The organism is Streptacidiphilus jeojiensis, from assembly GCF_042510965.1.
Classification (GTDB): domain Bacteria; phylum Actinomycetota; class Actinomycetes; order Streptomycetales; family Streptomycetaceae; genus Streptacidiphilus; species Streptacidiphilus jeojiensis.
Genome location: NZ_JBEUKS010000010.1, coordinates 207459 through 234316, shown reverse-complemented (window position 1 = coordinate 234316; position 26858 = coordinate 207459). Strand labels below are relative to the sequence as shown.

General features: G+C 73.2%; 25 protein-coding genes. 10 read left to right on the top strand and 15 right to left on the bottom strand.

Annotated elements, in window-relative coordinates:
• Position 1: 1 nt before the first annotated feature.
• Positions 2–706 (top strand): copper homeostasis protein CutC, encoded by a 705-nt coding sequence (locus tag ABUW04_RS26810; RefSeq protein WP_030255553.1) that lies wholly within the window; start codon positions 2–4, stop codon positions 704–706.
• A gap of 96 nt (positions 707–802) precedes the next feature.
• On the opposite strand, the gene ABUW04_RS26805 is transcribed toward ABUW04_RS26810, so the two are convergent.
• On the bottom strand, positions 803–2935 hold the full coding sequence (locus tag ABUW04_RS26805; RefSeq protein WP_380566975.1) for a HelD family protein: 2133 nt from the start codon (positions 2933–2935) through the stop codon (positions 803–805).
• Between the two features lie 320 nt (positions 2936–3255).
• On the opposite strand from ABUW04_RS26805, the gene ABUW04_RS26800 reads away from it, so the two are divergent.
• Positions 3256–3441 carry a hypothetical protein gene (locus ABUW04_RS26800; RefSeq protein ID WP_380566877.1) on the top strand — a complete coding sequence of 62 codons (186 nt, stop codon included), beginning with the start codon at positions 3256–3258 and terminating at the stop codon, positions 3439–3441.
• 139 nt (positions 3442–3580) lie between these two features.
• Here ABUW04_RS26800 and ABUW04_RS26795 read toward each other — a convergent pair whose 3' ends face one another.
• Positions 3581–3874 carry a hypothetical protein gene (locus tag ABUW04_RS26795; RefSeq protein WP_380566876.1) on the bottom strand — a complete coding sequence of 98 codons (294 nt, stop codon included), beginning with the start codon at positions 3872–3874 and terminating at the stop codon, positions 3581–3583.
• On the opposite strand from ABUW04_RS26795, the gene ABUW04_RS26790 reads away from it, so the two are divergent.
• Complete coding sequence (locus ABUW04_RS26790; RefSeq protein WP_380566875.1) at positions 3864–4307, top strand: DUF4232 domain-containing protein; 444 nt, start codon at positions 3864–3866, stop codon at positions 4305–4307. The genes ABUW04_RS26795 and ABUW04_RS26790 overlap by 11 nt on opposite strands.
• A 22-nt stretch (positions 4308–4329) precedes the next feature.
• Here ABUW04_RS26790 and ABUW04_RS26785 read toward each other — a convergent pair whose 3' ends face one another.
• The 3 genes from ABUW04_RS26785 to ABUW04_RS26775 all read right to left on the bottom strand — a co-directional run bounded on the left by ABUW04_RS26785 (position 4330) and on the right by ABUW04_RS26775 (position 9735).
• Complete coding sequence (locus ABUW04_RS26785) at positions 4330–5982, bottom strand: DNA repair helicase XPB (protein WP_030255546.1); 1653 nt, start codon at positions 5980–5982, stop codon at positions 4330–4332.
• Positions 5983–6056: 74 nt separating this feature from the next.
• The gene (locus tag ABUW04_RS26780) at positions 6057–7097 is read right to left on the bottom strand and encodes an alpha/beta hydrolase (RefSeq protein ID WP_380566874.1); all 1041 of its coding nucleotides are present in this window, start codon (positions 7095–7097) and stop codon (positions 6057–6059) included.
• A 115-nt stretch (positions 7098–7212) separates the two neighbouring features.
• Positions 7213–9735 carry a helicase-associated domain-containing protein gene (locus ABUW04_RS26775; RefSeq protein ID WP_380566873.1) on the bottom strand — a complete coding sequence of 841 codons (2523 nt, stop codon included), beginning with the start codon at positions 9733–9735 and terminating at the stop codon, positions 7213–7215.
• Positions 9736–9931: 196 nt separating this feature from the next.
• On the opposite strand from ABUW04_RS26775, the gene ABUW04_RS26770 reads away from it, so the two are divergent.
• Complete coding sequence (locus tag ABUW04_RS26770) at positions 9932–11059, top strand: hypothetical protein (protein WP_380566872.1); 1128 nt, start codon at positions 9932–9934, stop codon at positions 11057–11059.
• A gap of 36 nt (positions 11060–11095) precedes the next feature.
• On the opposite strand, the gene ABUW04_RS26765 is transcribed toward ABUW04_RS26770, so the two are convergent.
• Positions 11096–11962, bottom strand: a complete 867-nt coding sequence (locus tag ABUW04_RS26765) for a methyltransferase domain-containing protein (protein ID WP_380566871.1) — start codon at positions 11960–11962, stop codon at positions 11096–11098.
• Between the two features lie 49 nt (positions 11963–12011).
• Positions 12012–13022, bottom strand: a complete 1011-nt coding sequence (locus ABUW04_RS26760) for an ABC transporter substrate-binding protein (protein WP_380566870.1) — start codon at positions 13020–13022, stop codon at positions 12012–12014.
• A 73-nt stretch (positions 13023–13095) separates the two neighbouring features.
• Here ABUW04_RS26760 and ABUW04_RS26755 point away from each other — a divergent pair, with 73 nt between their 5' ends.
• On the top strand, positions 13096–13716 hold the full coding sequence (locus tag ABUW04_RS26755; protein ID WP_030255531.1) for an HAD family hydrolase: 621 nt from the start codon (positions 13096–13098) through the stop codon (positions 13714–13716).
• A gap of 7 nt (positions 13717–13723) precedes the next feature.
• Here the strand turns inward: ABUW04_RS26755 and ABUW04_RS26750 are convergent, their stop codons facing one another.
• A complete protein-coding gene (locus ABUW04_RS26750; protein ID WP_030255528.1) occupies positions 13724–13951 on the bottom strand; it encodes a hypothetical protein in 228 nt (75 codons plus the stop codon).
• Positions 13952–14317: 366 nt separating this feature from the next.
• On the opposite strand from ABUW04_RS26750, the gene ABUW04_RS26745 reads away from it, so the two are divergent.
• The gene (locus ABUW04_RS26745; RefSeq protein WP_030255525.1) at positions 14318–14701 is read left to right on the top strand and encodes a cold-shock protein; all 384 of its coding nucleotides are present in this window, start codon (positions 14318–14320) and stop codon (positions 14699–14701) included.
• A gap of 7 nt (positions 14702–14708) precedes the next feature.
• Here the strand turns inward: ABUW04_RS26745 and ABUW04_RS26740 are convergent, their stop codons facing one another.
• From ABUW04_RS26740 to ABUW04_RS26725, 4 genes are all read right to left on the bottom strand, one after another.
• A complete protein-coding gene (locus ABUW04_RS26740) occupies positions 14709–15587 on the bottom strand; it encodes a 1,4-dihydroxy-6-naphthoate synthase (RefSeq protein ID WP_380566869.1) in 879 nt (292 codons plus the stop codon).
• A gap of 10 nt (positions 15588–15597) precedes the next feature.
• The gene (locus ABUW04_RS26735; protein ID WP_380566868.1) at positions 15598–16332 is read right to left on the bottom strand and encodes a futalosine hydrolase; all 735 of its coding nucleotides are present in this window, start codon (positions 16330–16332) and stop codon (positions 15598–15600) included.
• A 13-nt stretch (positions 16333–16345) separates the two neighbouring features.
• Complete coding sequence (locus ABUW04_RS26730; RefSeq protein ID WP_030255519.1) at positions 16346–16867, bottom strand: hypothetical protein; 522 nt, start codon at positions 16865–16867, stop codon at positions 16346–16348.
• 148 nt (positions 16868–17015) lie between these two features.
• A complete protein-coding gene (locus ABUW04_RS26725) occupies positions 17016–18434 on the bottom strand; it encodes an MFS transporter (protein WP_030255516.1) in 1419 nt (472 codons plus the stop codon).
• A 532-nt stretch (positions 18435–18966) separates the two neighbouring features.
• Between ABUW04_RS26725 and ABUW04_RS26720 the strand changes: the two genes are divergently transcribed.
• Positions 18967–19866, top strand: coding sequence for a DUF3027 domain-containing protein (locus ABUW04_RS26720; RefSeq protein WP_030255514.1), 900 nt, complete (start codon positions 18967–18969; stop codon positions 19864–19866).
• 24 nt (positions 19867–19890) lie between these two features.
• Here ABUW04_RS26720 and ABUW04_RS26715 read toward each other — a convergent pair whose 3' ends face one another.
• Both ABUW04_RS26715 and ABUW04_RS26710 read right to left on the bottom strand, forming a co-directional pair.
• Positions 19891–20859, bottom strand: coding sequence for an isopenicillin N synthase family dioxygenase (locus tag ABUW04_RS26715; protein WP_030255512.1), 969 nt, complete (start codon positions 20857–20859; stop codon positions 19891–19893).
• A 26-nt stretch (positions 20860–20885) separates the two neighbouring features.
• Positions 20886–21329 (bottom strand): nucleoside deaminase, encoded by a 444-nt coding sequence (locus ABUW04_RS26710; RefSeq protein ID WP_030255510.1) that lies wholly within the window; start codon positions 21327–21329, stop codon positions 20886–20888.
• A gap of 124 nt (positions 21330–21453) precedes the next feature.
• Between ABUW04_RS26710 and ABUW04_RS26705 the strand changes: the two genes are divergently transcribed.
• Positions 21454–22710, top strand: a complete 1257-nt coding sequence (locus ABUW04_RS26705; RefSeq protein WP_380566867.1) for a PucR family transcriptional regulator — start codon at positions 21454–21456, stop codon at positions 22708–22710.
• A gap of 195 nt (positions 22711–22905) precedes the next feature.
• On the opposite strand, the gene ABUW04_RS26700 is transcribed toward ABUW04_RS26705, so the two are convergent.
• Positions 22906–24342: a purine-cytosine permease family protein gene (locus ABUW04_RS26700; protein ID WP_380566866.1), complete on the bottom strand. Its 1437-nt coding sequence runs from the start codon at positions 24340–24342 to the stop codon at positions 22906–22908.
• 148 nt (positions 24343–24490) lie between these two features.
• Here ABUW04_RS26700 and ABUW04_RS26695 point away from each other — a divergent pair, with 148 nt between their 5' ends.
• Both ABUW04_RS26695 and mqnP read left to right on the top strand, forming a co-directional pair.
• Positions 24491–25948, top strand: a complete 1458-nt coding sequence (locus tag ABUW04_RS26695) for a menaquinone biosynthesis decarboxylase (RefSeq protein WP_030255505.1) — start codon at positions 24491–24493, stop codon at positions 25946–25948.
• Positions 25945–26853, top strand: coding sequence for a menaquinone biosynthesis prenyltransferase MqnP (mqnP, locus tag ABUW04_RS26690; RefSeq protein WP_380566865.1), 909 nt, complete (start codon positions 25945–25947; stop codon positions 26851–26853). Before ABUW04_RS26695 ends, mqnP begins: the two co-directional genes overlap by 4 nt.
• The last annotated feature ends 5 nt before the right edge of the window (positions 26854–26858 follow it).

The following is a 26858-nucleotide window of genomic DNA, read 5'->3' as shown; positions in this document are numbered from 1 at the left end:
TATGTCTAGACCAATCTTCGAGGTTATCGCCACGTCCGCGCAGGATGCGGTGGCAGCGGCTGCCGGTGGTGCCGACCGCCTGGAGTTGGCCGGTGACATGGCGGCCGACGGACTGACCCCTTCCGTCGAGGAGTTCGCCCGGATTCGTGCCGCTGTGCACATCCCGCTGAGGGTGATGCTGCGCGACGGGGACGGCTTCCTGCCGCGCGATCTGGACGCCCTCACGCGCAAGGCCGAGGCGCTGCGCGCCGAGGGCGCGGAGGAGTTCGTGCTGGGCTTCCTGACCCCCGAGGGGACGGTCGACCTGGACGCCGTGCGGACGGTCCTCGAAGCGATCCCCGGCTGCAGCTGGACGTTCCACCGGGCCCTGGACAACGCGGCGGACCGGGAGGCGGTCCGGGCCGCGATCGACGGGCTGCCGGGGCTGGACACGGTGCTGACCGCAGGGGCGGCGACCGGGGTCGCCAACGGGCTCGGGGTGCTGGCGGCGGAGGTCGCCAGGGCCGGGGAGCCGGGGTACCGGCCGCGGATCCTGGTGGGCGGGGGGCTCAAGGCCGAGCATGTGCCGGGGCTGCTGGCGCAGGGGATCGACGGGTTCCACGTGGGTGGGATGGTCCGTAGCGGGGGGTGGGACACGCCGGTGGACACCGGGTTGGTGCAGGAGTGGCGGCGGTTGGTGGACTCCGAGGCGCACGCGGCGGCCTGACGGGGACCACCGGGGGTGGGGGAACCGCGCGGTTCGGCGTGCACCTGAGTGCATGGTTTGTCGCGCAGTTCCCCGCGCCCCTGTCGTGGCTGCCCGTCAGCTGATGAGTGCGGCCGGGAGTGGGCGGGTGTGGAGGACGGTCAGGCCTGAGACCGGGCGGGTGAGGCAGACGTAGAGGCGGCGGAGGCCGGTGCGGGGGTCGGGCTCGGCGTCGACGATGGCGGCCGGCTCGTCCAGGACGACGTAGTCGTACTCCAGGCCCTTGGCCAGGGAGGCCGGGACCAGGGTGAGCCGGGAGTCGGCGGAGGTCTCGGTGCCGGGGTCCAGGTAGGGCATCCCGGCGGCGTCCAGCGCTGCGGCCAGCAGCGGGATGCGGTGGTCCGCGGCGATCAGGCCGATCGAGCCCTCCTGGCGGAGCGTCTCGCGGCAGGCGGCGACCACGGCGTCGGTGAGGGCGGCCGGGGTGGAGGAGACGGTGGCGTCCAGGGCTGCGGCGTCGTCCATTGCCGCAGCGGGCGCCGGGATGTGGCGGACCGTCAGCGCGCCGTGCGACTCGCGGACCGAGTCGGCCGGCTCCAGGTCGGGGGCGATGCCGGGCAGCAGCCGGGAGGCGTAGCGGATCACCTCGCTGGGGACGCGGAAGGTCTTGGTCAGCGCCTCGATCCTGGAGCCCGGCTTGCCCAGGTGCTCCAGCGCCTCGGCCCAGGTCCCGGTGGCCCACGGGGTGGTGCCCTGGGCGATGTCGCCGAGGACGGTCGCCGACCCGGTGGTGCAGCGGCGGCCGACGGCGCGGTACTGCATCGGGGAGAGGTCCTGGGCCTCGTCCAGCACCACGTGGCCGAGCGAGTGGGTGCGCTCGACCAGGTCGCGGGCCTCGTCGACCAGGACCGCGTCGGCGAGCGACCAGGGCGCGGACTTCACACTGCGCGGGGGCTTGGCCCAGAGCACGGTCCGCTGCTCCTCGGGGGAGAGGACGCCGTCGGCGCACTCGGCCAGGAAGTCGGCGTCGGAGAGCAGCCGGAAGACCAGCTTGGCCGGGTCGACGACCGGCCAGACGGCCTTGACCGCGGCCTTCACCGCGGGGTTGCGGGCCACCGCGTCCTGGACCCGGTCGTCGGGCGCCTCACCGCCGTTCTCCATCTTCACCAGGACGGCGTGCGCGATCCGCTGCGGCAGCGCGGCCAGCGCCGCGCCGTAGCGGATGTCACGGTCCATCAACTCCTGTACCAGCTCCTCCAGCTCGTAGGCCGGGATGCGCCAGCGGCGGGAGCCGCGGACCACCACGCAGGGCTCGGTGGGCATCCGGACGCCGGAGCGGACCGCGCGCTGGAGCACCCGCGCCATCCGGGCGTCGCCCTTGACGATGGCGGCGTCGGCCGGGTCGGTGCCGGTTACCGCGACCTGGGAGACCAGCTCCTCCACGGTGGCCTGGGCCACGTCCAGCTCGCCCAGGGCGGGCAGCACCTGCTCGATGTAGTGCAGGAAGGAGCGGTTGGGGCCGATCACCAGGGTGCCGGTACGGGCCAGCCGCTCCCGGTGCGCGTAGAGCAGGTAGGCGACGCGGTGCAGGCCGACGGCGGTCTTGCCGGTACCGGGCGCCCCCTGGACGCAGACGGTGCCGTGGACGTCGGCACGGACGATCTCGTCCTGCTCGGGCTGGATGGTGGCGACGATGTCGCGCATCGGGCCGACACGGGGACGTTCGATCTCGGCCGTGAGCAGCGCGCTGGCCTGCTCCACCTCGTCGGCGTCGGTGAGGTGCTCGTCCTCGTATGCGGTGAGGTCGCCGCCGGTGTAGCCGAAGCGGCGGCGCAGCCCCACGTCCATCGGGTCCTTGCGGCTGGCCCGGTAGAAGGGCTGGGAGACCGGGGCGCGCCAGTCGATGACCATGGGGTCGCCGTCGGCGTCGTGCACGTGGCGGCGCCCGATGTAGAACTGCTCCCCCTCGGCGCCCTCGGCCTGGTCCATCCCCGGCGCGTGCAGGTAGTCCAGGCGGCCGAAGAACAGCGGGGTGTGGGCGAGGTCGGCGAGGGCCTTGATCCGGTCGGACATCTCGCGCTGGAGGATCGCCGCGTTCACCCAGTTCCCGGTGACGTCGGCGAGGTCCAGCGACTCCACGTCGGCACGCATGGCGCGCAGCGCTGCGCGGGAGCCGGCGAGGTGGTCGCGTTCGCGCTGCAGGGGGTCGGATGACGGAACGGGGGTGTGATCGCTGTGGAGCGAGGGCACGGTGAAGCCTTCCCGGCTGCGGGACACCGGGGGGTGCCCGGCGCGCAGCGGTCTCAAGGGTCGGTGATATTGAGTTCGGAAGCCGCCCGGTACCGGCCGGGCGGCGCACTCCCTGGGCACTCCGGGGTCGGAGGGGGAGGCGGCAGAGCGGACATGCTAGACCCACGGCCGGGTCGAACGCCAACGAATTAATGAGGCGGCTCAGGGAGAACCCTGACTCCAGGGGGAGGCCGGGTACCCCGTTCGGAGGACATGCCCCGCCCCCGGGGATCGCCCTGCGGTCCGACGACCGGGCGGAGCGGGAAACCTACGGTTGAAGCATGGCTACCGCACAGATCTCCCCGAAGGCCGTGGCCGGCCCGAGCGCCCGCCACGGCAGTACCCCGATCACCTCCGACCAGCACCGCGACCGCCGGCACCGGCCGCTGCGCAGCGCTCTGCGCGGCACCGGGATCTTCCTCGACACCGCCTGGCGGGTGGTGCTGCTCGGCCGCGAGGGTTTGTGACCGTTCGGTCACCGCTGTCACAGCCGTGTCACCGGAGCAACCAGGGGCCTCCCGGACTGCGTATAAAGATCACGTGAGGCCGGGACCACAGCGGGGAAAGTTCCGCATCCGGCCTGCTGGTGGGGGTTCTGATGAAGGTTCAGCTGCGTACTCGGCGGGTTGCTGCGACGGTCGGCATGGCGCTGGCGGCGGGGGTGGCACTGACTGCCTGCCAGGGGAGCGCGACCGGCAGTGTGACGGCCGGGGGCGCCGCCGGGAGCGGCGGGGCGTCGGCCTCGGCGGTGGCGAGCGCGGGCGGCGGTTCCACCGGGGGCAGCGGCTCCAGTGGCAGCTCCACCGGGGGCGGCACCTCCGCTCCGTCGGCGGTGCCGACCAGCGGTGGTTCGGGCGGCAGCGGTTCCGGCGGCACCACGACCACCTCGGTGACCAGCACCAGCTGCAAGACCTCCGACCTGGGCTTCTCCTTCGGCCCCGACAGCGGCGCGCAGTCGGTGGGCAGCCAGGGCGGGATCGGCGTGGTGCTCACCAACCGGGGCGGCAGCAGCTGCACCCTGCACGGTTTCCCGGGGGTCGACATCGTCAGCAAGAGCGGCACGCACTGGTCGCTGGCCCGGCAGTCCAAGAGCGTCGGCACGGTGACGCTGAAGCCGGGCGCCACCGCCTCCTTCGAGATCACCTACCTGCCGTTCGACTCCGCCAACTCCGGCGGCTCGGTGGCGTTCAACGCCGCGAGCCTGCTGGTCACCCCGCCCGGTGAGACCCACTCCGCCACGCTGAAGTGGGACTTCGCCGATGTGATGGACCAGAGCGGCGCCACCCACCCCGGCAGCTACGTCGGCCCGGTCGTGGCCGGCAACGGCAGCTGACGGACGGTCAGCTGGTCGGGGGTCAGACGTCGTCCCCCGCCAGCACGTCGTCCGCGTCGACGATCCGGTAGGCGTAGCCCTGCTCGGCCAGGAAGCGCTGGCGGTGCGCCGCGAAGTCCTGGTCGATGGTGTCGCGGGCGACCACCGAGTAGAAGTGCGCGGTGTGCCCGTCCGCCTTGGGGCGGAGCACCCGGCCCAGCCGCTGGGCCTCCTCCTGGCGGGAGCCGAAGGTCCCGGAGACCTGGATGGCGATGGTGGCCTCGGGCAGGTCGATGGAGAAGTTGGCGACCTTGGAGACCACCAGCACGGTGATCTCGCCGTTGCGGAAGGCGTCGAAGAGCTTCTCCCGCTGCGGGTTGCTGGTCTCGCCCTTGATCACCGGGGCGTCCAGGGCCTCGCCCAGCTCGTCCAGCTGGTCGATGTACTGCCCGATGACCAGGGTGGGGATGCCGCGGTGCTTCTCCACCAGGGCCTGGGTGACCCTGCGCTTGGACGCGGTGGTGGCGCAGAAGCGGTAGCGCTCCTCGGGCTCGGCGGTGGCGTAGGCGAGCCGCTCGCTGTCGGTCAGGGTGACCCTGACCTCGACGCAGTCGGCCGGGGCGATGTAGCCCTGGGCCTCGATCTCCTTCCAGGGGGCGTCGAAGCGCTTGGGGCCGATCAGTGAGAACACGTCGCCCTCGCGGCCGTCCTCGCGGACCAGGGTGGCGGTCAGGCCGAGGCGGCGGCGGGCCTGGAGGTCGGCGGTGAACTTGAAGACCGGCGCCGGCAGCAGGTGCACCTCGTCGTAGACGATCAGGCCCCAGTCGCGGGAGTCGAAGACCTCCAGGTGCGAGTAGACGCCTTTCCGCTTGGTCGTCATCACCTGGTAGGTGGCGATGGTGACCGGGCGGATCTCCTTCCTGGTCCCGCTGTACTCGCCGATCTCGTCCTCGGTCAGCGAGGTGCGCTTGACCAGCTCGTGCTTCCACTGGCGGGCCGAGACGGTGTTGGTGACCAGGATCAGCGTGGTCGCCTTGGCGGTGGCCATCGCCGCCGCGCCGACCAGGGTCTTGCCGGCCCCGCAGGGGAGCACCACCACGCCGGAGCCGCCGTGCCAGAAGCCCTCGACCGCCTGCTGCTGGTAGGGGCGCAGCGACCAGCCGCTCTGGTCCAGCTCGATCGGGTGCGCCTCGCCGTCCACGTAGCCGGCCAGGTCCTCGGCCGGCCAGCCGAGCTTCAGCAGCACCTGCTTGATCTGCCCGCGCTCGGAGGGGTGCACCGCGACGGTGTCCGGGTCCAGCCGCGCGCCGACCAGCGGGACGATCTTCTTGGAGCGCAGCACCTCCTCCAGCACCGGACGGTCGGTGCTGGTCAGCACCAGTCCGTGGACCGGGTGCTTGGACAGCGTGAGCCGTCCGTAGCGGGCCATGGTGTCGGCCACGTCCACCAGCAGCGCGTGCGGCACCGGGTAGCGCGAGTAGGTCACCAGCGCGTCCACGACCTGCTCGGCGTCGTGCCCGGCGGCCCGGGCGTTCCACAGCCCCAGCGGGGTGACCCGGTAGGTGTGGACGTGCTCGGGCGCCCGCTCCAGCTCGGCGAAGGGCGCGATCACCCGGCGGCACTCGTCGGCCAGCGGGTGGGCGGTCTCCAGCAGCAGGGTCTTGTCGGACTGGACGATGAGCGGGCCATCGGACACGGGTGGGCCTCCGGAGTACCGGGAAGAAGGGCAGACCCTCCAGTGTGCCAGGCCCGTGCGGTCGCCCGGGCGGGTCAGCCCGCGGTGGGCGGCAGCAGGTGCTGGGTGAAGAACTCCAGGGTCATCGGGATCACCTTCTTGAAGTCGGAGGTGAGGTGGTCGCCGTGCGGGAGCTCGTAGTAGCTGAGGTGCAGCGGCTTGTTCTTCCTGGCGACGTCCATGAAGGCGGCCACGACCTGCTTGCCGTAGGCCTCCTTGCTGCCGATGGTCACCAGCATGTCGATGTCGGCGGTGTTCCTGGCCACCATCAGCTGGGGGTCGTTGGCCTGCTGCTCCTTGCTGTGGCCGCGCCAGTAGTACGAGTCGGGGATGAAGTAGCCGTCGACCGGGACCGCGGCCCGGAAGGTCTGCGGGAACTGCAGGGCCAGCTTGGCGCTGCAGAAGCCGCCGGTGGAGGCGCCGGTGACGCCCCAGCCGTCGCGGCTGCGCAGGGTGCGGAAGTTGGCCCGGACGAAGGCCGGGATGTCCACGCCCATCCAGGTCCCCATCTTGGGCTGGCCGGGGATGTCGCTGCAGTCCTGGAGGTACCAGTCGCTGTCGTGGAAGTTCTGGATCGGCATGATCATGATGAAGGGGCTGGCCTTGCCCTGCTTCGCCAGTGCCACGTCCATCGCCTGGACGCCCAGCTGCCGCTGGTCGGTGTAGGTGTTGTAGCCGGCGCTGGAGCCGCCCGAGTAGAGGGTGATCACCGGGAAGCCGTAGTCCTTGTACTTCGGGTCGTTGTACTGCGGCGGCAGCCACACCCAGACCTTGCCGCTCACGCCGGACTTCGCGCCCTTGAGGGTGGTGACGTAGATCGGGCCGACCGAGGTCTGCTGGGAGACCGTCAGCTCGGTCCGCGGCCCGGTCGGCAGCGAGACGACCGTGCTGCTGGGGCTGGGGGCCGGGCTCGGCGGTGTGGACGCGGGAGCGGTGGCGGTCGCTGAGCCGGTGCCGGCGTCCTGCGAGCGGGAGGCGTCGTGGTGCGCGGAGGCACCGCAGCCGGTGAGCGCCGTGAGCGCGGCCGCTGCCAGAGCGGTGAGGGTGAGCAGGCGGCGGGTGGTGCGTGGGCGCATGGCGGGGCTTCTCCGGCGTCAGGGGGGCGCGAGTCCGTCGCCTCGCACCCCTGATGACATGAGAAAACCGTGAAAAGGTTGCAGGGGTGACGGCCGTGGTCCGATCAGGTCCCGGCTAGGAGCCCGCTGCGGCGTCCCGGGTGAGCTCCGCCACACCGGTGATCCGGTGCAGGCTGAACGTCCGCACCTCCTCGCGCAGGTGGTCGTAGGCGGTGACGAAGCCGCCGCCCACCTGCTTGGGCTCCACCACGCGCTGGCTGGCGGCGCCGTCCGCGTTGACGTAGCCGATCCAGACCCGGTCGCCGATCAGGGTGGCCGCCTGGAGCGCGGCCAGGGTCTCGGCGGCGGTGGTGCGCGGGAGTGCGGCTGGCGCGGGCGGGGCATCGGTCGGTGCGGAGGCCGGCTGCACCGCCGTGGCCGCCCGGTCGCCGGCCCTGACCGCCTTCACCGCCGCCGCCAGCAGCCCCTCCGGCACCGCCGGCGGCCCGTCGGTCACCGGGACCGGGGCGCTGCGCGGGGGTGTCCGCAGCGCGTCGGTGCGGGCGATCAGCACATCGCCCTCGGCGGACTCGGCCGCGGGCGCGAAGCCCATCGCCCGCAGCTGGGTGAGCAGCGTGCCGGGGTCGACCTGCGCCGCCAGCACGGTCGGGGCGAGCCGGCGCAGCCGCAGCTGGACCGCCCTGCGGTCGGCCAGCAGCTCGTTCAGCAGCGAGTCGTCGTCGCAGCGCAGGTAGGACGAGGCGGCGCCGACCCGGAGCACGCCGTGCCGCCGGGCCACGTCGTCGACCAGGTAGCTCAGCGGCTGCGGGACCGGGGTGCGGGAGTGCCGGGCCAGGAAGGCGTGCAGCTCGTCGGCGCTGCGGCCGGCGTCCAGGGCGCGGCGCACCGAGGCCGGGGTGAAGCGGTAGACGGTCGCGCCGCCCTTGGACTCGATGTCGGCGGCGACGGCGAGGGTCTGCGCCAGCGCGGTGTGCAGCGGGCCGGGGGCGATGGCGGTGAGGTCGGGCTGCAGGATGACGTGGTCCAGCGGCTCCGGCAGCAGCGGCGCCAGCTCCGGCAGCGGGTCGCCGCCGTCCAGCAGCCGGCGGGCGTGGCCGGCCAGCGCGCCGCGGCCGGTGAGGCCGAGCTGCTCGGCCTCGGGCAGGGTCCAGTCGACCAGCCGGTCCCGCAGCGAGGCCCCGCGCAGCGGGGAGCGCCAGCGCAGGTGCTCGCGCAGCGCGGCGGGGTCGGCCGCGGACCCGGCCGGGAGCCCGGCCAGCAGCTCCAGGACGGCCTGGCGCAGCTCGGGGGCGACCGGGCGGTCCAGGTCGTTGCCGAGGGCGGCCAGCACCTTGTCCTTGGCGTCGCGGCTGCCGACCAGGGCGGAGACCCGGGTGGACGCCAGCCAGGAGCGGACCAGCAGCAGCCAGCGCTCGGGGACGGGCTGCCGCAGCCACTCGTCGAAGAGCGGGGTGGGGGCCCAGCGCTCAGCGGTTTCGCCGTCGGCGGCGAGCAGCCCCGCGCCGTAGGCGAGTTCCAGCCAGAAGGCGGCCTCCTGCTCGGTGCGCTCCAGCGCGACCGCGGTGCGGCGCAGCTCGCGCACGCCCAGGCCGCCGGTGCGCAGCACGCCCGGGGCCTCGGTGCTCCACAGGTCGAGGACCTCCTCGACGGTGCGGACCGCGGTGAAGGCCTGGGCCGCGGCGGTGCGGTCGGTCTGCCCGGGGTCGTGGACCGTGGCGGCGGTGACCGCGGGCGGCAGCGGCTCGACGGCGCGGTGCGCGCGCCCGCCGCGCAGGTGGAGCGCCACCTCGCGCGGCAGCACCACGTTCTCGCGGCTGGCGGGGAGCAGGATGCCGCGCGCCTGCAGCCACTCCACCGGGGTGCGGGCGTCGGCGGCCCGGACCGGGCGCGGCGGTGACGCACCGTAGGGCGGGCCCCACATGAGTCGGCGCAGCACGTCCTTGACCCCGGGCGGGGCCCCGGCCAGCAGTGCGGTGGCCCGGGGGCGGTCCTGGAACAGCGCGGCGAGCGCCGCGACGGCGCTGACCGGGTCGTGGGTGGCCGGCAGTCCGGCGTCGGCGAGGATCTCCTGGAGCCGTCCGGGCGAGAGCGGGGCGCCGCCGCCCGAGGAGGCGGAGGTGGCCTCGGCGTAGGTCGGGCCGAGGCCGGTCGGTCCTGGCGCCCCGTTGGTCGGCGCGAGCACGTCGCGGGCGGTGCGCACCAGCCGCAGCTGGTCGGCGCCGCCCCAGACCAGCGCCTGGGCGCGCAGCGCGGCCAGCGCGCCGGGCAGGGCCGCGGTGACGGCCTGCACCGGGGTGTCCTGGTCGGCGGTGTCCCCGGCCGGGGTGTCGTGGTTCGGGACGGTGCCGGTGAGCAGGTCCAGCAGGGTGGCGTAGGAGCAGGCGTCGGGGGCGACCGCCAGGGCCTCGGCGGTCTGCAGGGTGAACTGGTCCAGCCGCTCCAGCGCCCGTACCACCGAGGCGCGGGTGGACAGCCGGGTCGACAGCTGGGTGAGGTCGCTGGGGACCGGGTGCAGCAGATCGGGCCGGGCCCGCAGCAGCTCGGCCAAGCCCTCGTCGGGCCGGGCCCGCAGCTCCTCGGCCAGGGTGCGCGGCACCGGTGCGGTTGCTCTGGCCCCGCCGTTCCTTCGACTGCTCATCCGACCCAGGCTAGTCGGTCCCGGCGACGGCGGGCACTGTCCGGCGGCCGGGAGGTGGATCCGCCGGCTCCGGCGGGCCCGGCCCGGGTGGGCGTGCCGGGGTGGTTCTCCGGGTACGGGAGTGGCAAGTATCTGGCCACCCCTAAGCTCTGAAGCGCGCGCAGTGGGTGTTCGACCGGGGAGGGCGACCGCAGGTATGGGCATCGAGAGCGAGCAGCTCGTCTACGACTACCTCAGCCGGGTCGGCGACCTGGCCCAGGCGACCGCGCTCACCGCCGCTGAGCGGGCCCGGCTGGTCTCCGGGCTGCGCGAGACCATCGACAGCAGGCGGCCGGGCAGCGGTACGGCGGCCACCCGGACCGGCAGCCGCGAGGCCGCGGCGATGAAGAAGGTGCTCGACGGGATCGGCCGTCCGGACGAGGTGGTGCGCAGGGCTGTGCACGCCGGAGTGCCGGAGGCGCGTGAGACGCAGGGAGGCGCGCGGAGGCGTACCGGGGCGGAAGCCGGCCCGGCCGCGCCCCCGGCGCCGTCCGTGCCGGTGCAGGGCGGACCCCCGGCCGCCGAGAGCGACTGGTGGCGCTTCGGACGCGGCAGCGCCGACCGGGGCGGCAGGGGCGCAGCGGGAGGAGGCGGCCGGGGCGAGAGCGTCTACGCGGACCGCGACCGCTACGACGACGGCTTCGAGGGCCTGGGCGGCGGGGCGGGCTTCGGTGGCGCGGCGCTGCCCGGGTCGGAGTACGGGGACCAGGGCGAGCTGCCGGGCTGGCGGGCCAGCTACGAGCCGGACTTCCTGGACCCCGACTACGTCGACCCCCGGACCGTGAAGGTGCCGGAGCAGCGCCGGCCGGAGCAGGCCGAGCCCGAGCCGGAGCCGCCCGCGCCCCCGCCGCGTCCCGGCCTGCTGCGCCGGGCGTTCGCCCGTCCGGCCCCGGCCCGGCCGGCCCCCGAGCCGGTCGAACCGGTGGCGGCGGCCCCACTAGGGCCGCTGCCGCTGGTGGAGTCGCTGGCGGTGCTGGTGCTGGCGAGCGGCGCGGTACTGGCGCTCTGGTACGTGGCCGTGCTCGGCTGGTTCCTGGCCTACTCGGCGCGTCGGCTGGGGCGCGGCGCCGCCCGGTTCGCCGGGCTGTGGGTGCCGGTGCTGGTCGCCGCGGTCTGCGGGTTCTGGTTCTACGGGCACACCCACGGCAGGCCGCCGGGACAGCAGTTGACGGACGCTCAGTTCAAGGCCGTGCTCAGGTCCACCATCGCGGTGTGGCTGCGCGCGGCCGCGGCCTGCTCGGCGCTGTTCCTGGCCTGGCGGATCGCGGTGTGGCGGCGGCGCTGAGCCCGGCCCTCATCCGGGCGCTCGGATCCGGCCCGCTCAGATCCTGGTCGCGGTGGTGTAGCGGATCGTCGAACGGCGGGTCAGGCCGCCGTCGCCGGAGAGGGACTCCAGCTCGGCGAAGGCCGCCTTCCTGGCGTCCTCGCGCCGCTCGGGCGGGATCAGCTCCAGCAGGGCGGCCCGGCGTCCGCTGTTCCAGATCGCGGTCCACCACTGCTCCGGGTCCCGGTAGCGGGCGGTGTCCTCCTCGTCCGCGATCTCGACGCCGCCGAAGCCGGCCTGCTCCAGCAGGGCGGCGATCTGCTCGGGGGTGTCCAGCAGGCCGTTGCCGCCCTTGTTGGTGGTCCACTCGCGGACCGACTGCTGCGGTTCGGCGAAGGCCAGGGCGGCGCGCACCGGCCCGTCCCAGGCCGGGTCGGCGGGGCCGAAGCTGCTCATCGCGAACCGGCCGCCCGGTGCCAGCAGCCGGTGCACGGAGGACAGGACGGCGGCCGGGTCCGGGGTGATGAACAGCATCAGGCCGGCCAGCACCGCCTCGAAGGAGCCGGTCGGGAAGCCGGGGTCCTCGGCGTCGTCGACCCTGACCACCAGGTTCCGCCAGCGCCGGGCGGCGATCTCGGCGGCGGTGGCCTGCACCATGGCCGGGGAGAGGTCGATCCCGACCGCGTAGCCGTCGGGTCCGACCGCCTCGGCCGCGGCGAACAGCACCGCGCCCCGGCCGCAGCCGAGGTCGAGCACCCGGTCCCCGGGGCGCAGCCGGGCGCGGCGGACCAGTTCCGCCCCCAGCCGGTGTACGGATCCGCCCGAGTCCGGGGTCCCGTACACCTCGGCGACCAGGTCGAATCCATGGGCGATGGCTGCCTTGCGCTTTGCTGACTGCTTGGCCTGCTCTGCTGTCGTCGGCATCCTGCCATGGTGGAACGGGGTGACGTGGGTCACAAGAGGCGTAACGCAATCAGCTCCTGAGGAACCGTTGGAGTTGCGAGAGCACCAGGTTGGCGCCGGTGTAGCCGCTGCCCTGGAACCACAGTTCGTCGTCGACGGCGAAGGCCCGGTGCGCCTTGACGGCTCCCAGGGCCTGCCAGGCACTGCTTCCCACCACCTTGGCGGTGCCGGCCTTCGCGGCGTCCCCGTAGGTGGCGTGGAAGATCGCGGTGCCGTCGAGGGCGCCGAGCTGGGCGGGGTCGGTGAGGGCGGTGTCGAAGACCGCGCCGGACTGCGCGGCGGGCCGCCCCAGGTCGAGGTCGGCGAGGACCACGCCGAGGAAGTTCCGGGTCGCGTAGAGCCGGGGGTCCTCGCCCTGGACGAAGCGCACCAGGCTGATCTGCTGCTTCTTCGCGGCGTCGGTGCCGCCCAGGGACTGGATCACCTGCGAGACGTGCTGGGCGTAGCCGGTGGTGACCGGGGCGACCGAGGCCTGCTGGTTGAGCGCGTCGGCGTGGGTGCGGAAGTTCTGCTTCCAGGGGTAGCCGGTGGTCTCGGTGAGCACCGTCGGTGCGATCGCGGACAGGCTCTCGTAGCGGGAGCCGTCCCTGGTCCGGTTGGAGAGGATCAGGTCGGGGTCGAGCCTGGAGATGGCCTCCAGGTCGGGGTCGCCGATGACGCCGGTCGAGGTGATGCCGGCGAGCCTGGCGCTGCCCCAGTAGTCGGGCAGCGAGGCGTCCGCGGCGGCCCGGGAGGCGCCGACCGGTGTGAAGCCCAGGGTCAGCACCGAGTCCAGCTCGGCGGTGTCCAGGACGACCACGCGCCGAGGGGCGGAGGGGACCTCGACGGTCCCGGTGGCGGTCTGCACCGAGCGGGTCGGGGTGGCCGAGGCACTGCCGGGGGCGGTGCCCGACGCGCTCCCCGAGGCGCTCCCCGAAGCGCCGCCGGAACCGCTGCCGCCGCTGCTGCAGCCGGTCAGGGCGCCCGCACCCACCAGGCCCATTCCGGCGAGCAGGCTGCGGCGCGGAATCTGACGGGGCATGACTTCCTCCGGTGATGGCTTTTGTCACCTTTGGGAAGTATGTCCCCATGCCGCGCCCCGTAGGGTGATCGACATGACTGGACGTAGCGCTCCCACCGTCGGCTTCGACCTCGACATGACCCTGATCGACTCCCGTCCCGGGATCAAGGCGGTCTACGACCTGCTCGCCGCCGAGACCGGCACCGACATCGACAGCGATCTCGTGGTCAGCCGGCTCGGGCCGCCGGTCGAGCAGGAGCTGGTCAACTGGTTCCCGGCCGAGGCCGTCCAGGCCGCCGCTGACCGGTACCGGGCGCTCTACGCCGAGCACGGGGTCCAGGACTGCCTGGCCCTGCCAGGCGCGTACGAGGCGCTCGCGGCGGTGCGCGCCCACGGCGGACGCTCGCTGGTGGTCACCGGCAAGCACACGCCCAACGCCAAGCTCAACCTGGACGCGCTCGGCCTGGTGGTGGACGGGCTGTACGGCTCGGTCTTCGGGGCGGAGAAGGGCACGGTGCTGCGCGAGGAGGGCGCCTCGGTCTACGTCGGCGACCACCTGGCCGACGTGGTCGGGGCGCGAGCCGCCGACGCCGTGGCGGTCGCCGTCGCCACCGGCCCCTACGGCGAGCGGGAACTCGCGGAGGCCGGCGCCGACATCGTGCTGGCCGACCTGACCGGCTTCCCGGCCTGGCTGGATTCCTACTGTCGCGCTTAGCGCCGTGTCAGGCGGCGCTGCGCCGCTGGGCGCGGGCCGCACGTAGCAGCCCCACCAGCGCGACGGCGAAGCCGACCGGCATCACCATGCTCACGAAGTACGCGGCCGAGGGCAGCGGCGTCAGGCCCAGGAACAGCGGGGCCACCGTGACGACCGTGGCCACCGCGCCGATGACGAACAGGATCGCGCCGACCCGGACCAGGGCGTCGCCGGGGTGCTGAGTTTCAGTAGTCACCCCTCAAGGGTATGCACGTCACGCACGGGGATTGCGCCGAGACCGTCCGGAAGCAGCCTCGTCGAGGGATCGGGGGTGTGTCATGGCAGCGGCGAAACCGTGGGAGAAACAGCCGGCGAGATCGCGCCGCCGGACCTCGGATCCCGGCAGGCCGTCAGCCGCATCCGGGGAATGGACTCGATCTGCACACGGCCGACCTGGAACAATGGCCCGGCACTGATGTGAACAGCCCAAGTGTCGACGGGGCTGCTTGACGCAGCGTCGGCACCACCCCCGCCACACCGTCTCCGCCGCAGGCACCGTCCTGCTCCCAGCTTCTGCCTGTTCTCTCCCTCAACCCATCTCTCACCAGCGACGAGGTCTCCGATGCCCACGGGCAAGGTCAAGTGGTTCAACACCGAGAAAGGCTTCGGCTTTCTCTCCAGCGACGACGGCGGCGACGTCTTTGTGCACTCCAAGGCGCTTCCCAGCGGGGTCGAGGCGCTGAAGCCGGGACAGCGGGTCGAGTTCGAGATCATCGCGGGACACCGCGGTGATCAGGCCCAGAAGGTGACCGTGCTGGACGACCTGCCCTCCCTCGCGGCCGCCAACCGGCGCAAGCCGGACGACCTCGCGCCCATCGTGCAGGACCTCACCACCCTGCTCGAACGCATCCTGCCCGGCCTGCAGCGCGGGCGGTACCCGGAGAAGCAGGCCGGACACCAGGTGGCGACCCTGCTGCGGGCGGTCGCCGACCAGCTGGACGTCTGAGCGGTCGTCAGCGAAGGCGAGTCGCGCCGGGGAAGGCCAGGGCCTCCGGCGCGACCGCCGGGACCAGGCCGGCCGCGGCGGCCCGGTCCAGCAGGCCGTGCACGGCGGCGTAGCCGGCCTCGCCGAGGTCGGCGGTGAACTCGTTGACGTAGAGCGCGATGTGCTGGTCGGCCACGGCCGGGTCCATCTCCTGGGAGTGCGCCAGCACATACTCCCGGCTGGCATCGGGGCTGGCCCAGGCGTACTCCACGCTGGCCCGGATCGCCGCGGCGAGCTCGGCCAGCTTCTCGGCGCCGAGCGAGCGGCGGGCGATGATCGCGCCCAGCGGGATCGGCAGACCGGTCGCGGCCTCCCACGCCTCGCCCATGTCGGCCAGGGAGCGCAGCCCGTACTGCTGGTAGGTGAACCGGGCCTCGTGGATCACCAGGCCGGCGTCCACCTTGCCGTCCCGCACCGCGGGCATGATCTCGTGGAACGGCAGCACCACGATCTCGCCGAGACCGCCGGGGACCGCCTCGGCCGCCCACAGCCGGAACAGCAGGTACGCGGTGGAGCGCTCGCTGGGGACGGCGACGGTCCTGCCGGCGAGGTCCGCCGGGTCGGCCGAGGCGTCGGGGCCGGTGAGGACGAGCGGGCCGCAGCCGCGGCCCAGCGCGCCGCCGCAGGGCAGCAGGGCGTACTCGTCCAGCACCCAGGGCAGCGCGGCGAAGGAGATCTTCAGCAGGTCCAGCTCGCCGCGCTCCGCCAGGCCGTTGGTGATGTCGATGTCGGCGAAGGTCACCTCGGGCGCGAACGGCGCCGGGACCAGGCCGTGGGCCAGGGCGTGGAAGACGAAGGTGTCGTTGGGGCAGGGCGAGTACGCGGTGGAGAGAGTCGCGGCGGTCATGCCTTCGACCTTAACCCTCGTGCTGTGCGCGGTGGTGAAGCCGGTCGTAGGGCAGCAGCGCGAAGGCCCGTTCCAGGGCGGCGAAGGCCTCGCCGATGCGCCAGGCGGCGCGGTCGCGCGGGCCGACGGCATTGGAGACGGTGCGCAGTTCCAGCACCGGGACGCCGTGCGCGGCGGCGGCCTCGGCCACGCCGAAGCCCTCCATGGCCTCGGCCACGGCGCCGGGGTGGCGGTCCGTCAGCTCGGCGGCGCGGGCGGCGCTGCCGGTGACGGTGGAGACGGTCAGCACCGGACCGACGGCGGTCGGCAGCCCGGCGGCCCGCAGCGCGGCGGCCACCGGCGCGGAGTGCGCGGTCCGGTGCCGCACCCGGCCGAAGCCCAGCTCGGTGACGGTGGCGAAGCCCTCGGGGGTCTCCGCGCCCAGGTCGGCGGCGACGATCAGCTCGGCGACCACGGCGCAGCCCAGCGGCGCGAGCGGGGCGAAGCCCCCGGCGATGCCGGCCGAGACGACCAGGTCGTAGTCGGCCAGGGTGAGTGCGGTGGCCGTTCCGGCAGCGGCGGCCGCGGGGCCGACCCCGGCGGCCAGGACGTCCACCGGGCCGCAGCGCTCCAGGGCGTAGCCGCCGGGCAGCTCGTGGGGTACAGGACCGCTGTGCGGGATCGCGGTCTGCACGCCGCGCAGCACCGCCGCCGCCTCGGGGGCGACGGCGGTGACGACGAGCAGGCGGGGGAGGGGGGCGCTCACCGGGTGGGTCGGGTCAGCTCTTGACGGCGACCTGGAACAGCCACTCCCCGTACACGGTGCTGGTGCCGTCGCCCTCGACGACGAGCACCGGGGCGCTGGTGGGGGTGGAGCCGGTGGTCGTGTCGGTGACCATCAGCGCGGACACCGACAGCGGGCCCTGGTACTGCTTCTTGGTCGGCGAGACCGGGGCGATGCTGGTGCTGCGGGCGAACCAGCCCTTGTCCTTGACGTCCTTGCCGACGTCGATCGCGTAGGTGCCGTTGGGGCTGACGTTCAGGGTGGGGATGTTGCCCTTGGTCAGCTGGGCCGTGATGACGGCGCCACAGGCGGTCTGCTGCGCCTTGGTCAGCGCCTTGCCGCCGTTGTAGCAGGAGTCGGCCGCGGGGGCGATCTGCTTCCAGGTCGAGCCGGACACCACCTGGATGCTGGGCACGGGCTTGCCCTGGCTGTGGGCGTACGGGATGGCGAAGCCGAGCGTGCCGACGCCCACGACGGCGACGGCTCCGAGGGCGAGGACGGCGCGGTTGATGCTCATGGTGCATGAGGCTACCGTCCGTCCGCTCGCCCGGTGCGTTGGGGGCGGCCAAGGCGGGTCCCCGCCTGCGGCTCCTGCCTGGTTCGTCGCGCAGTTCCCCGCGCCCCTGAGGGGCTGCAACTGGCTCAGTTGCAATCGCCAGGGGCCGCTACGCCAGGTGGGGACGGCCCACCCGGGTGGGGAGGCGGACCAGGCCGCGCAGGGCGAAGGCCAGGGACAGCAGCAGCAGGCCCGCGGCGGTGCCCATGCCGACCTGGCCGACCAGCGGCAGCACGATCCCCAGGCCGCCGCCGACCACCCAGGTGAGCTGCATCAGGGTCTCGGAGCGGGCGAAGGCGGAGGTCCTGACCTGTTCCGGGACGTCCCGCTGGATCAGTGCGTCCAGAGCGACCTTGCCCAGCGACTGGGTGATCCCGGCGGTGCCGGCCAGCAGGGTCACCGTCAGCATGCCGTAGGCGAGGGTGGCCGCCAGCGCCGCGGCGGCGGCGAAGGTGAGCATCAACGTGACGAGGATCTCAGGGGCGCGGGAGCGCAGCCAGGAGCCGAGCGCCGTCCCCAGCGCGTTGCCGATGCCCAGTGCCCCGGCGGCGATGCCCAGGGCCTCGGTGGGGTGCAGGCCGGCCAGCGGGTGCTCGCGGAGCAGGAAGGCCAGGAAGAAGGTCAGGAAGCCGGAGAGGCCGCGCAGGGTGCCCTCGGCGGACAGGGCCAGGACCACGGCGGGGCCGACGGTGCGCAGCCCGACCTTGGCGGCCGGTGCGGTGGTGACCCCCGGCGGTGGCTCCTCGGGCTCGGCGGCGGACCGGTCCCTGTGCAGCGACTCCTTGTCCAGCGACACGGGTTCCGGCCCGGCCGTTCCGGCAGCCGCGGGGCCGTGCAGCAGCGCCCGCGCCTCGCCCTTGGCCAGGTCCACCTGGTGCGGCAGCGAGAAGGCCAGGAAGGCCCCGCCCAGGTACACCAGGAAGGCCCCGCGCAGCGGCCAGGTGGGGCCGATCAGGTGCAGCCCGCCGCCGATCGCACCGGCCACACCGGTGGCCAGCAGCCCGGCGAGGGTCACCCGCGAGTTGGCCTTCACCAGCGTCACCCGCTCCGGCACCAGCCGGGGCACCACCACGCTGCGGACCACCCCGTAGGCCTTGGACGCCACCAGCACGCCCAGCGCCTCCGGGTAGACGGTGAGGCCGCCGCCCGCGATGGAGCTGGTCATCATCCACGCGATGGCGGCCCTGACCAGCATCGACAGCGCCATCGCGGAGCGCCGACCGCTGGGCAGCCGGTCCAGCAGCGGACCGATCACCGGGGCCAGCAGCACGAACGGCGCCATGGTGATCAGCAGGTAGAGGGCGACCCGGCCGCGGGCCTCGCCGGTGGGCACCGAGAAGAAGATGGTGGAGGCCAGCGCGACGGTGATCATCATGTCGCCGGCCGAGTTGACCGCGTGCAGCTCGATCAGCTTGGCCAGCCCGGACTCGCCCGCGCCCTCGGCCGAGGTGGCCCGGCGGATCCGCCGGCCCGTTCCGTGCAGGGCGTGGCCGAGGCCGCGGGCGGTGGCGGAGGCCCCGCGGTGCAGGGCGGCGGCGGTGCGGCGGGCGCGGCCGGGGTGACCGGGGTGATCAGCCGGGTGCGACCCCGTCGCCGTCGTCTGCCGTTCGCTCGGCCCGGACGGGGAGGGGCTGTCGGTGCCTCGGGGGGCGGAGGACCCCACGGGCGCGTCGTCGGCCACGTCGCCATCCTGCCCGACCGATCGGCTGTCATGCTGGCTTTCTGCTATGAGCCGATCAGTGTGGCGCGGACCCGAGTGGTCACAAGTGGTAAGGGACTGTCCCCTCCGGCCGCGCGACCGGTACCGTGCACCCAGTGGCATTCCGCCGTTTCCGGCGGGGACGCCGCGCCAATACCTTTTCGCACCGCCCAGCAGTACCGCGTGACCGTCCTGCGGCGGTCCGGCCGCGCCGCCCTCGGCGCAGCGGGACCGGCCCGCGGAGTCGCGCAGCAACGCAGAAATGGGGACGTCTGTCGACGCCCGCGGCAGGCGTACCACGCCATGCCGCCGGAGACGGTGGCGTACCGGAGACAGTCTTTGGGAGAGAATCGATCCTGTGATGAGTGCTGCGACGACGCGAAGCCGTACCCCTGACCGGCTCTGTGCGGAAGCTGTGGACTTCGCCCGGGCTGCCGCCGTGGAGGCGGCCGGCGAGGCCGCCGTCGGCGAGCACCTGGGCGTGGAGGTCGACGGCGAGCGCGTCGTTACGCACTACTTCGCGACCAACGAGTGGGCCTACCGGGGCTGGCGCTGGGCCGTCACGGTCACCCGCGCCTCCCGCAGCAAGCAGGTCACCCTTGACGAAACGGTGCTGCTGCCGGGTGCCGACGCGCTGATCGCGCCGCAGTGGGTGCCCTGGAGCGAGCGGCTGCGCCCGGGCGACATGGGCCCGGGCGACCTGCTGCCGACCGACGAGGACGACCTGCGGCTGGAGCCCGGCTGGTCCGGCGAGGACGAGCCGGCGCCCAACTCCGCCCTGGCCGACGCGGCCGCCGCGGAGGCGGCCGTCGCCGCGGACATGGAGCTGGCCACCCCGACCGAGCGCGGCTCCATCGCCTCGGTCGCGCTGGAGCTGGGCCTGGGCCGGGCCCGGGTGCTGTCCCGGCTGGGTCTGCACCTGGCCGCGGACCGCTGGGAGAAGCAGTTCGGCGCGCACACACCGATGGCCCAGGCCGCCCCGGCCAACTGCAACTCCTGCGGCTTCCTGATCCCGGTCGCCGGGACGCTCAGCCAGACCTTCGGCATCTGCGCCAACGAGTTCGGTCCGGCCGACGGCCATGTGGTGGCGCTGGACTTCGGCTGCGGGGGCCACTCCGAGGCCGCGGTGATGCCGGCCCCGCCGCAGCCTCCGCCGCCTGTTCTGGACGAGTTCAGCGTGGAGAGCTTCCCGCTGCACCCCGACCCGCACGGCGGTTCGGTCGGCGCCGACGACCCGGCCGAGGAGCTCGGCCACAGCTGATCCGCGGACACAGCTGATCCGCTGTCAGCCCACGCTGATGGCCTCCAGCTTGGCCCTGAGGTAGGCGGAGGAGTCCACCGGCTCGTACGCCACCGGGCCTCCGACCGGGGCGACGGTGGTGTGCGGGTCGCACTCGTAGAAGTAGACCAGCGACATCAGGTCCTCCTCCGGGGCCTCCGGCGACGGCGGCAGCACCTGGTGCCGGCCGGACTTCCAGCGGTCGCCGGTCCAGCGCGCCATCAGGTCGCCGATGTTCACCGTCAGCGCGTCCGGGTCGTACGGGGCGTCCTCCCAGCCCACGCCGCCGTCCGCCGGGTCGATGTAGACCTGCAGGCCTCCCTTGCCCTGCTGCCGGTCCAGCAGCGTGACCGTGCCGAAGTCGGTGTGCGGGCCGATCCGGAACTGGCCCGGCTGCGGTTCGCCGACGACGCCGGTGCCCGGGTACCAGTTGATGTTCAGGGTGTAGGTGGGGTGCGCGGTGTGGTCGGTGAAGAAGGTGGTCTGCTGCCCGAGCGCCGCGCCCAGCAGCCGCAGCACCTCGTCGGCGACCGAGCGCATCGTGGTCATGTACTCCTCGACGGTCTTCTGCAGCGCCGGGGCCTCGGCCTCCGGCCAGCGGTTCGGCTGGAACCAGAAGTCGTCGATCTCGGCGTCGCCGGAGGGGCGGTCGGCGCCGACCGTCCAGGACTCCTTGAGGTCCGGCGGGGTCTCGGTGCCCTCCGAGTAGCCGTTGGCCTCGGCGCCCTTCGCCAGCCAGCCCCGGCCGCCGACGCTCACCCCGTACCGCTGCTTGACTGCCGTCGGCAGCGCGAAGAACGCCCGGGCGGCCTCGCGCACGCCCTCGCGCTGCTCGCGGCTCACGCCGTGTCCGGTGATCAGCAGGAAGCCGGCCTGGCTCAGCGCGGCGTCCACGGCGGCCGCGGTACGGGCCCGGGCGTCGGGGTCGCCGGACAGCCAGGGGGCCAGGTCGATCACGGGGATACGGGGGGACATGCTGTACCTGCCTTCGTCTGTTCTCGTCATTCGCCGATGTCCTCGAACCAAAGCTCGGGCTTGGCCCCAATGAAGTCGCGCATCAGCGCCGTGCATTCCGGGTCGTCCAGCAGCACGACCTCGACACCGTGCTCGGCCAGCCAGTCGTGGCCGCCGTGGAAGGTGGCTGCCTCGCCGATGACGACCCGGCCGATGCCGAACTGCCGGACCAGGCCCGAGCAGTACCAGCACGGCGACAGCGTGGTCACCATCGTGGTCCGGCCGTAGCCGCGCAGCCGTCCCGCGTTGCGGAAGGCCGCGGTCTCCGCGTGCATCGACGGGTCGCCGTCCTGCACCCGGCGGTTGTGCCCGCGGCCCAGCAGTTCGCCGTCCGGGCCGAAGAGCGCGGCGCCGATCGGGATGCCGCCCTCGGCCAGGCCCGCCCTGGCCTCCTCGACGGCGACCGCCAGCAGATGTGAGGTGTCTGTCATGGGTCCACTTTCCCGTTCCCGAAACACCGGGGCAACGTGCGGAAAGTACGCTCCAGGCCACCTCGCCGCTGACGCCGTGTCGTCCCTGCCTTTCCCCTGTGAACGATCTGCCCCGGGAGTCGCCTTGGCCGCACTCACACTCCGCGAGATCCTCTCCTTCGACGTCCTCGGCGATGCCGCCCCCGAGATCCTGTGCGGCGGCAAGGGCCTGGACCGGCCGGTGCGCTGGGTGCACTCCAGCGAGATCTACGAGATCGGCCCGCTGCTGTCCGGCGGCGAACTGCTGCTCACCACCGGCCTCGGCCTGGCCGGGGCGGACGCCGGCGCGCGTCGCCACTACGTCCGCGAGCTGGCCGAGCGCGGGGTCGCCGGCATCGCCGTCGAACTCGGGCGCACCCTCACCGAGATGCCGTACGAGCTGGTGGACGAGAGCCGCAGGCGCGGTCTGCCGCTGGTCGCGCTGCGGGCGGTGGTGCCCTTCATCCGCATCGCTGAGGCCGCCAACACGGCCATCGTCACCCAGTCGCTGACGGACCGTCCGCACCCCGCCCACGACCGGGACGGACGGGTCTCCGCCCTGCTGGTGGAACTCGCCGAGGGCACGGCGCTGAGCCAGTCGGACGTACTGGCCCGGGCCAGGGCCCTGGACTTCGCCGTGGACCGGACGCACCGTCTGGTCGGCGCGGCGGCGACTGGGCCCGGCGCGGCGGCGGTCGCGGTGCTGGACCGTGCCGCCGAACTGCTCGGCGGACGGCTGCTGCGGGCCGCGGGGGCGGACGGTGTGGTCGCCGCGCTGGTGAGCGTTCCGGCGCGGGTGAGCGGCAGCGGCGACGCGGTCCGCGCGGTGCAGGGCGCGGTCGTCGCGGCGGCGGGGGAGGCTCCTGCGGGGGCGGCGCTGACGGTCGCGTTGGGGCCTGCGGCGCCGGGGGAGGCGGCGTGGAGCCGCTGGGGCGAGTCGCTGCGCGAGGCGCGCACCGCACTGACGCTGGCGCTGAGCGTTCCGGCCGCGGAGCCGCAGTGCTGCGACGGCGCGCTGGTGACCTCGTCCAGGGCGCTGGCTCTGGAGCGGCAGCTCGTCGGCGACGGGCTCACCCCGGCCTCACGGGACCGGCTCGCCCAGCTGGTCAGCCGGGCGCTGGGGCCACTGCTGGAATGGGAGGCGGCGCACCCCAGCGACCTGGTCCGCACCCTGGAGGTGCACCTGCGGAACGGCTGCAGTCCGACCCGTACGGCAGCGATTCTGCATGTGGGGCGGCAGTCGCTGTACCAGCGGTTGGAGCGGATCGAGTCCCTGCTGGGACTTCCCGTCGGCGAGGCCGACGCCCATGCGGAGCTGCTGCTGGCCTGCTGCGCGCAGAGGTTGCTGCGGGCGGGGGATTGACCGTGCGGGTGGGTGCATGGTTGGCAGCGCAGTTCCCCGCGCCCCTAGGGGTCTGCAACCGAGCCAGTTGCAACACCTCAGGGGCGCGGGGAACTGCGCGAACGGTAACCACCCGCGACGGAGGGGTTGCAACCGGGGCCAGTTGCACTTGCTAGGGGCGCGGGGAACTGCGCGGACAGGAACCGTCGCTGACGGTCAGGCTTCCGCCGGCTCCGGCGCCGACGCCGGGATGTCCTTGGTGGAGCCGGTGACCGGGCCGAGGCCCGGGACCAGGCGGAGGAGCAGGTACAGCGCGCCGGCGATGACGAACCCGCCGGCGAAGGCGATGTCGCCGAGTGCGGGGACGTGCTTGGGGAGGACGCCGGTGTAGTCGGTCTGGTTGGAGAAGAGCCAGACGCCGAGCCCGGTGCCGGCCGCCATCGCGATCGGCGCAGCCCAGTTGCTGAAGGCCTTGTTGCCCAGGACCGAGGCGATCTCCTCGTCGGACTGCCCGCGCCGCAGCACCCGGTCGGTGAAGACGATGGCCAGCCAGGGGCCGATCCAGTAGGTGATGACCAGCAGGAAGTTCTCGTACTTCGTGCCCGAGTCGTGCAGGCCGGACCAGGCGACCAGGGTGCCGGCCACGCCGAAGACCAGCGCCACCGTCGCACGGCGTACCGCCGCCGGGAGCTTGATGCCCATGGCGACGAAGGAGAGCGAGCCCGAGTAGATGTTGAGGGCGTTGGCGGCGATGCCGCCGACCGCGATGGCCAGCAGGGTGAGGTCCGCGAGCCAGGTCGGCAGGGCGTGGGTGAAGGCGGCGGTGGGGGAGAGGTCGGTGGGTGCGGCGATCGTCGCCGATGCCGCGCCGACGATCTCCAGCAGCACGCAGGAGAGGAAGACGCCCAACGCCGGCCACAGCCCGACCGCCCACTTGGGTGCGGACTTGGGCAGGTAGCGGGTGTAGTCGGAGCCGTACGGCGTCCACCCGGCGGCGTAGCCGAAGGTCGCGCCGGCGGTCAGCAGGAACGCGCCGGGGAAGGCGTGCGCACCGGTCGCCGCGGAGACGTCCGACTTGCTGAGGATGACCCCGGCGGCGATCAGGAAGACCACGGCCAGCAGCGGGAAGGTGTACTTCTCGGCGCTCTGGATGAAGTTGTGGCCGAAGTAGGCGATGCCGACCTGCAGCACCACCACGATGAACAGGCACAGCAGCGCGGGCCAGCCGAGCAGCGTGTTCAGCGCGTACGCCGCGCTGACGCTGTTGACGGCGAACCAGCCGATGCCCGCGGTGAGGGCGTTGAGGCCGGCCGGCAGGGCGTTGCCCCAGTAGCCGAAGGCGCTGCGGCCCGCGACCATCTGCGGCACACCGTGGCGCGGGCCGCTGAGGCCGAGGAAGCCGTGGGCGACGGCGCCCAGGCCGGTGCCCAGCACGATCGCCAGCACGGCCTGCCAGAAGCCGAGACCGAAGACGCCGACGGCCAGGACGCCGACGAAGACGGTGGCGAACTCCATGTTGGGGGAGGTCCAGGTCCAGAGCAGTCCGAGCGGTCGGCCGTGTCTGGCGGCCTCGGGCACGGGCTCTGCACCGGTGGGTTCGACGGCGAGTACGTGGTCGCCGTACTCGGATATCTCTGTGGGGGCGGCGGTCATAGGGTCAGTGTCGGCGCCCGTAAGGAACCCGTAAACGGTCGGAACGACGGGTCTACGCGGGGTTACTGCGTACGTTCTGTACGTCGGCCCGTGCGTTACCGGCGGTGTCCGTGCGGGGCAGCCTAGCCCGTGGACGATACTGGCACGTATGGCATACGACGATCTTCGGTCCTTTCTTCGGGCGCTGGAACGGGAGGGCGACCTCCGGCGGATCAAGGTGGAGGTCGACCCGTACCTGGAGATCGGGGAGATCGTCGACCGGGTGCAGAAGGCCAAGGGCCCCGCGCTGCTCTTCGAGAACGTCAAGGGCGCGGCGATGCCGCTGGCGATGAACGTCTTCGGGACCGAGCGGCGGCTGGCCAAGGCGCTGGGCCTGAAGTCGGCGGAGGACATCTCGGAGAAGATCGCCGGCCTGCTGAAGCCGGAACTGCCGCACGGCTTCACCGGGGTGCGGGACGCCTTCGGCAAGCTGGCCGGGATGACCCACGTCCCGCCGAGGAAGGTGAAGCAGGGCGACGCGCCGGTGCAGCAGGTGGTGCTGACCGGCGACCAGGTGGACCTGGACGCGCTGCCGGCGCTGTTCACCTGGCCCGGCGACGGCGGCTCCTTCTTCAACCTGGGCCTCACCCACACCAAGGACCCGGACAGCGGCATCCGCAATCTGGGCCTCTACCGGCTGCAGCGCCACGACCGGCGCACCATCGGCATGCACTGGCAGATCCACAAGGACAGCCGCAACCACGCCGCCGTCGCGGCCAGGCGCGGCGAGCGGCTGCCGGTCGCGATCGCCTTCGGCTGCCCGCCGGCGGTGACCTACGCGGCCACCGCGCCGCTGCCCGGTGACATCGACGAGTACCTGTTCGCCGGCTTCGTCGCGGGCGAGCGGGTGCGGATGGTGGACTGCAGGACCGTTCCGCTGCAGGTCCCGGCCGACGCCGAGGTGGTGCTCGAAGGCTGGCTGGAGCCCGGGGTGACGCTGCCGGAGGGCCCGTTCGGCGACCACACCGGCTTCTACACCCCGCAGGAGCCGTTCCCGGCGCTGACCATCGACTGCGTGACGATGCGGTCCCGACCGCTGCTGCAGTCGATCGTGGTCGGCCGGCCGCCGACCGAGGACGGCCCGCTGGGGAAGTTCACCGAGCGCTTCTTCCTGCCGCTGCTGAAGATCATCGTCCCGGACATCGTCGACTACGACCTGCCCGAGGCCGGCGGCTTCCACAACTGCGTGATCGTCTCGATCGACAAGAAGTACCCGAAGCACGCCCAGAAGGTGATGCACGCCATCTGGGGGGCGCACATGATGTCGCTCACCAAGCTGATCGTGGTGGTGGACGCGGACTGCGACGTCCACGACTACCAGGAGGTGGCCTGGCGGGCCCTGGGCAACGTCGACTACAGCCGCGACCTGAGCGTGGTCGAGGGTCCGGTGGACCATCTGGACCACGCCTCGTACCAGCAGTTCTGGGGTGGCAAGGCCGGGATCGACGCAACCCGTAAGCTCCCCGAGGAGGGGTACACCAGGGACGGGGGCTGGCCGGAGATGGTCGCCTCGGACCCTGAAACGGCCGCGACGGTCTCCCGTCGCTGGAAGGAGTACGGGCTGTGAGCGCCACCGCCGCCGTCCCGGTCGTCGAGACACCGGGCAGGACCAAGGCCTTTCTGCGGCTGGTGATGATCGAGCACTCGGTCTTCGCCCTGCCCTTCGCCTACATCGCCGCCCTCACCGCCATGTTCCTGGACAACGGGACGGTGCACTGGCTGCAACTGCTGCTGGTGACCCTGGCCATGGTCGGGCTGCGCACCTTCGCGATGGCCGCGAACCGAATCATCGACCGCGAGATCGACGCCCGCAATCCGCGCACCGCCGGGCGCGAACTGGTCACCGGCGCGGTGTCGCTGCGCACCGCCTACGCGGGCTCCGCGGTGGCGCTGGTGGTCTTCCTGGGCGCCGCCGCGCTGCTCAACCCGCTCTGCCTGGCGCTGGCCCCGATCGCGGTCATCCCGATGGTGGTCTACCCCTACGGCAAGCGGTTCACCGACTTCCCGCACGCCATCCTGGGCCTGGCCCAGGCCATGGGCCCGATCGGGGCCTGGTTGGCCGTCACCGGGGCCTGGTCCTGGGACGCATTGGTCCTCGGCCTGGCGGTGGGAGTCTGGATCGGCGGCTTCGACCTGATCTTCGGCTGCCAGGACGTCGCCGCCGACCGCGCGGACGGCGTGCGCTCGGTCCCGGCCCGCTTCGGCGTGGACGCCGCGCTCCGGGGTGCGCGCGGGGCGCACCTGGTGACGGTGCTGCTGCTGGGCTGGTTCGCGGTGCTCACCGACGCAGGGTGGGCCTTCTGGCTGGGCCTGGTCGTGGTCTGCTGCGCCTTCGTCTACGAGCACTCCATCGTCAAGCCCGGCGACCTGTCCCGGCTCAACCGGGCCTTCTTCCAGGTCAACGGCTTCGTCGGGATCTCGCTCTTCGCCTTCGCCCTGCTGGACCTGGTACTCCGCGGCCTCGGCGCCTGAGCGCA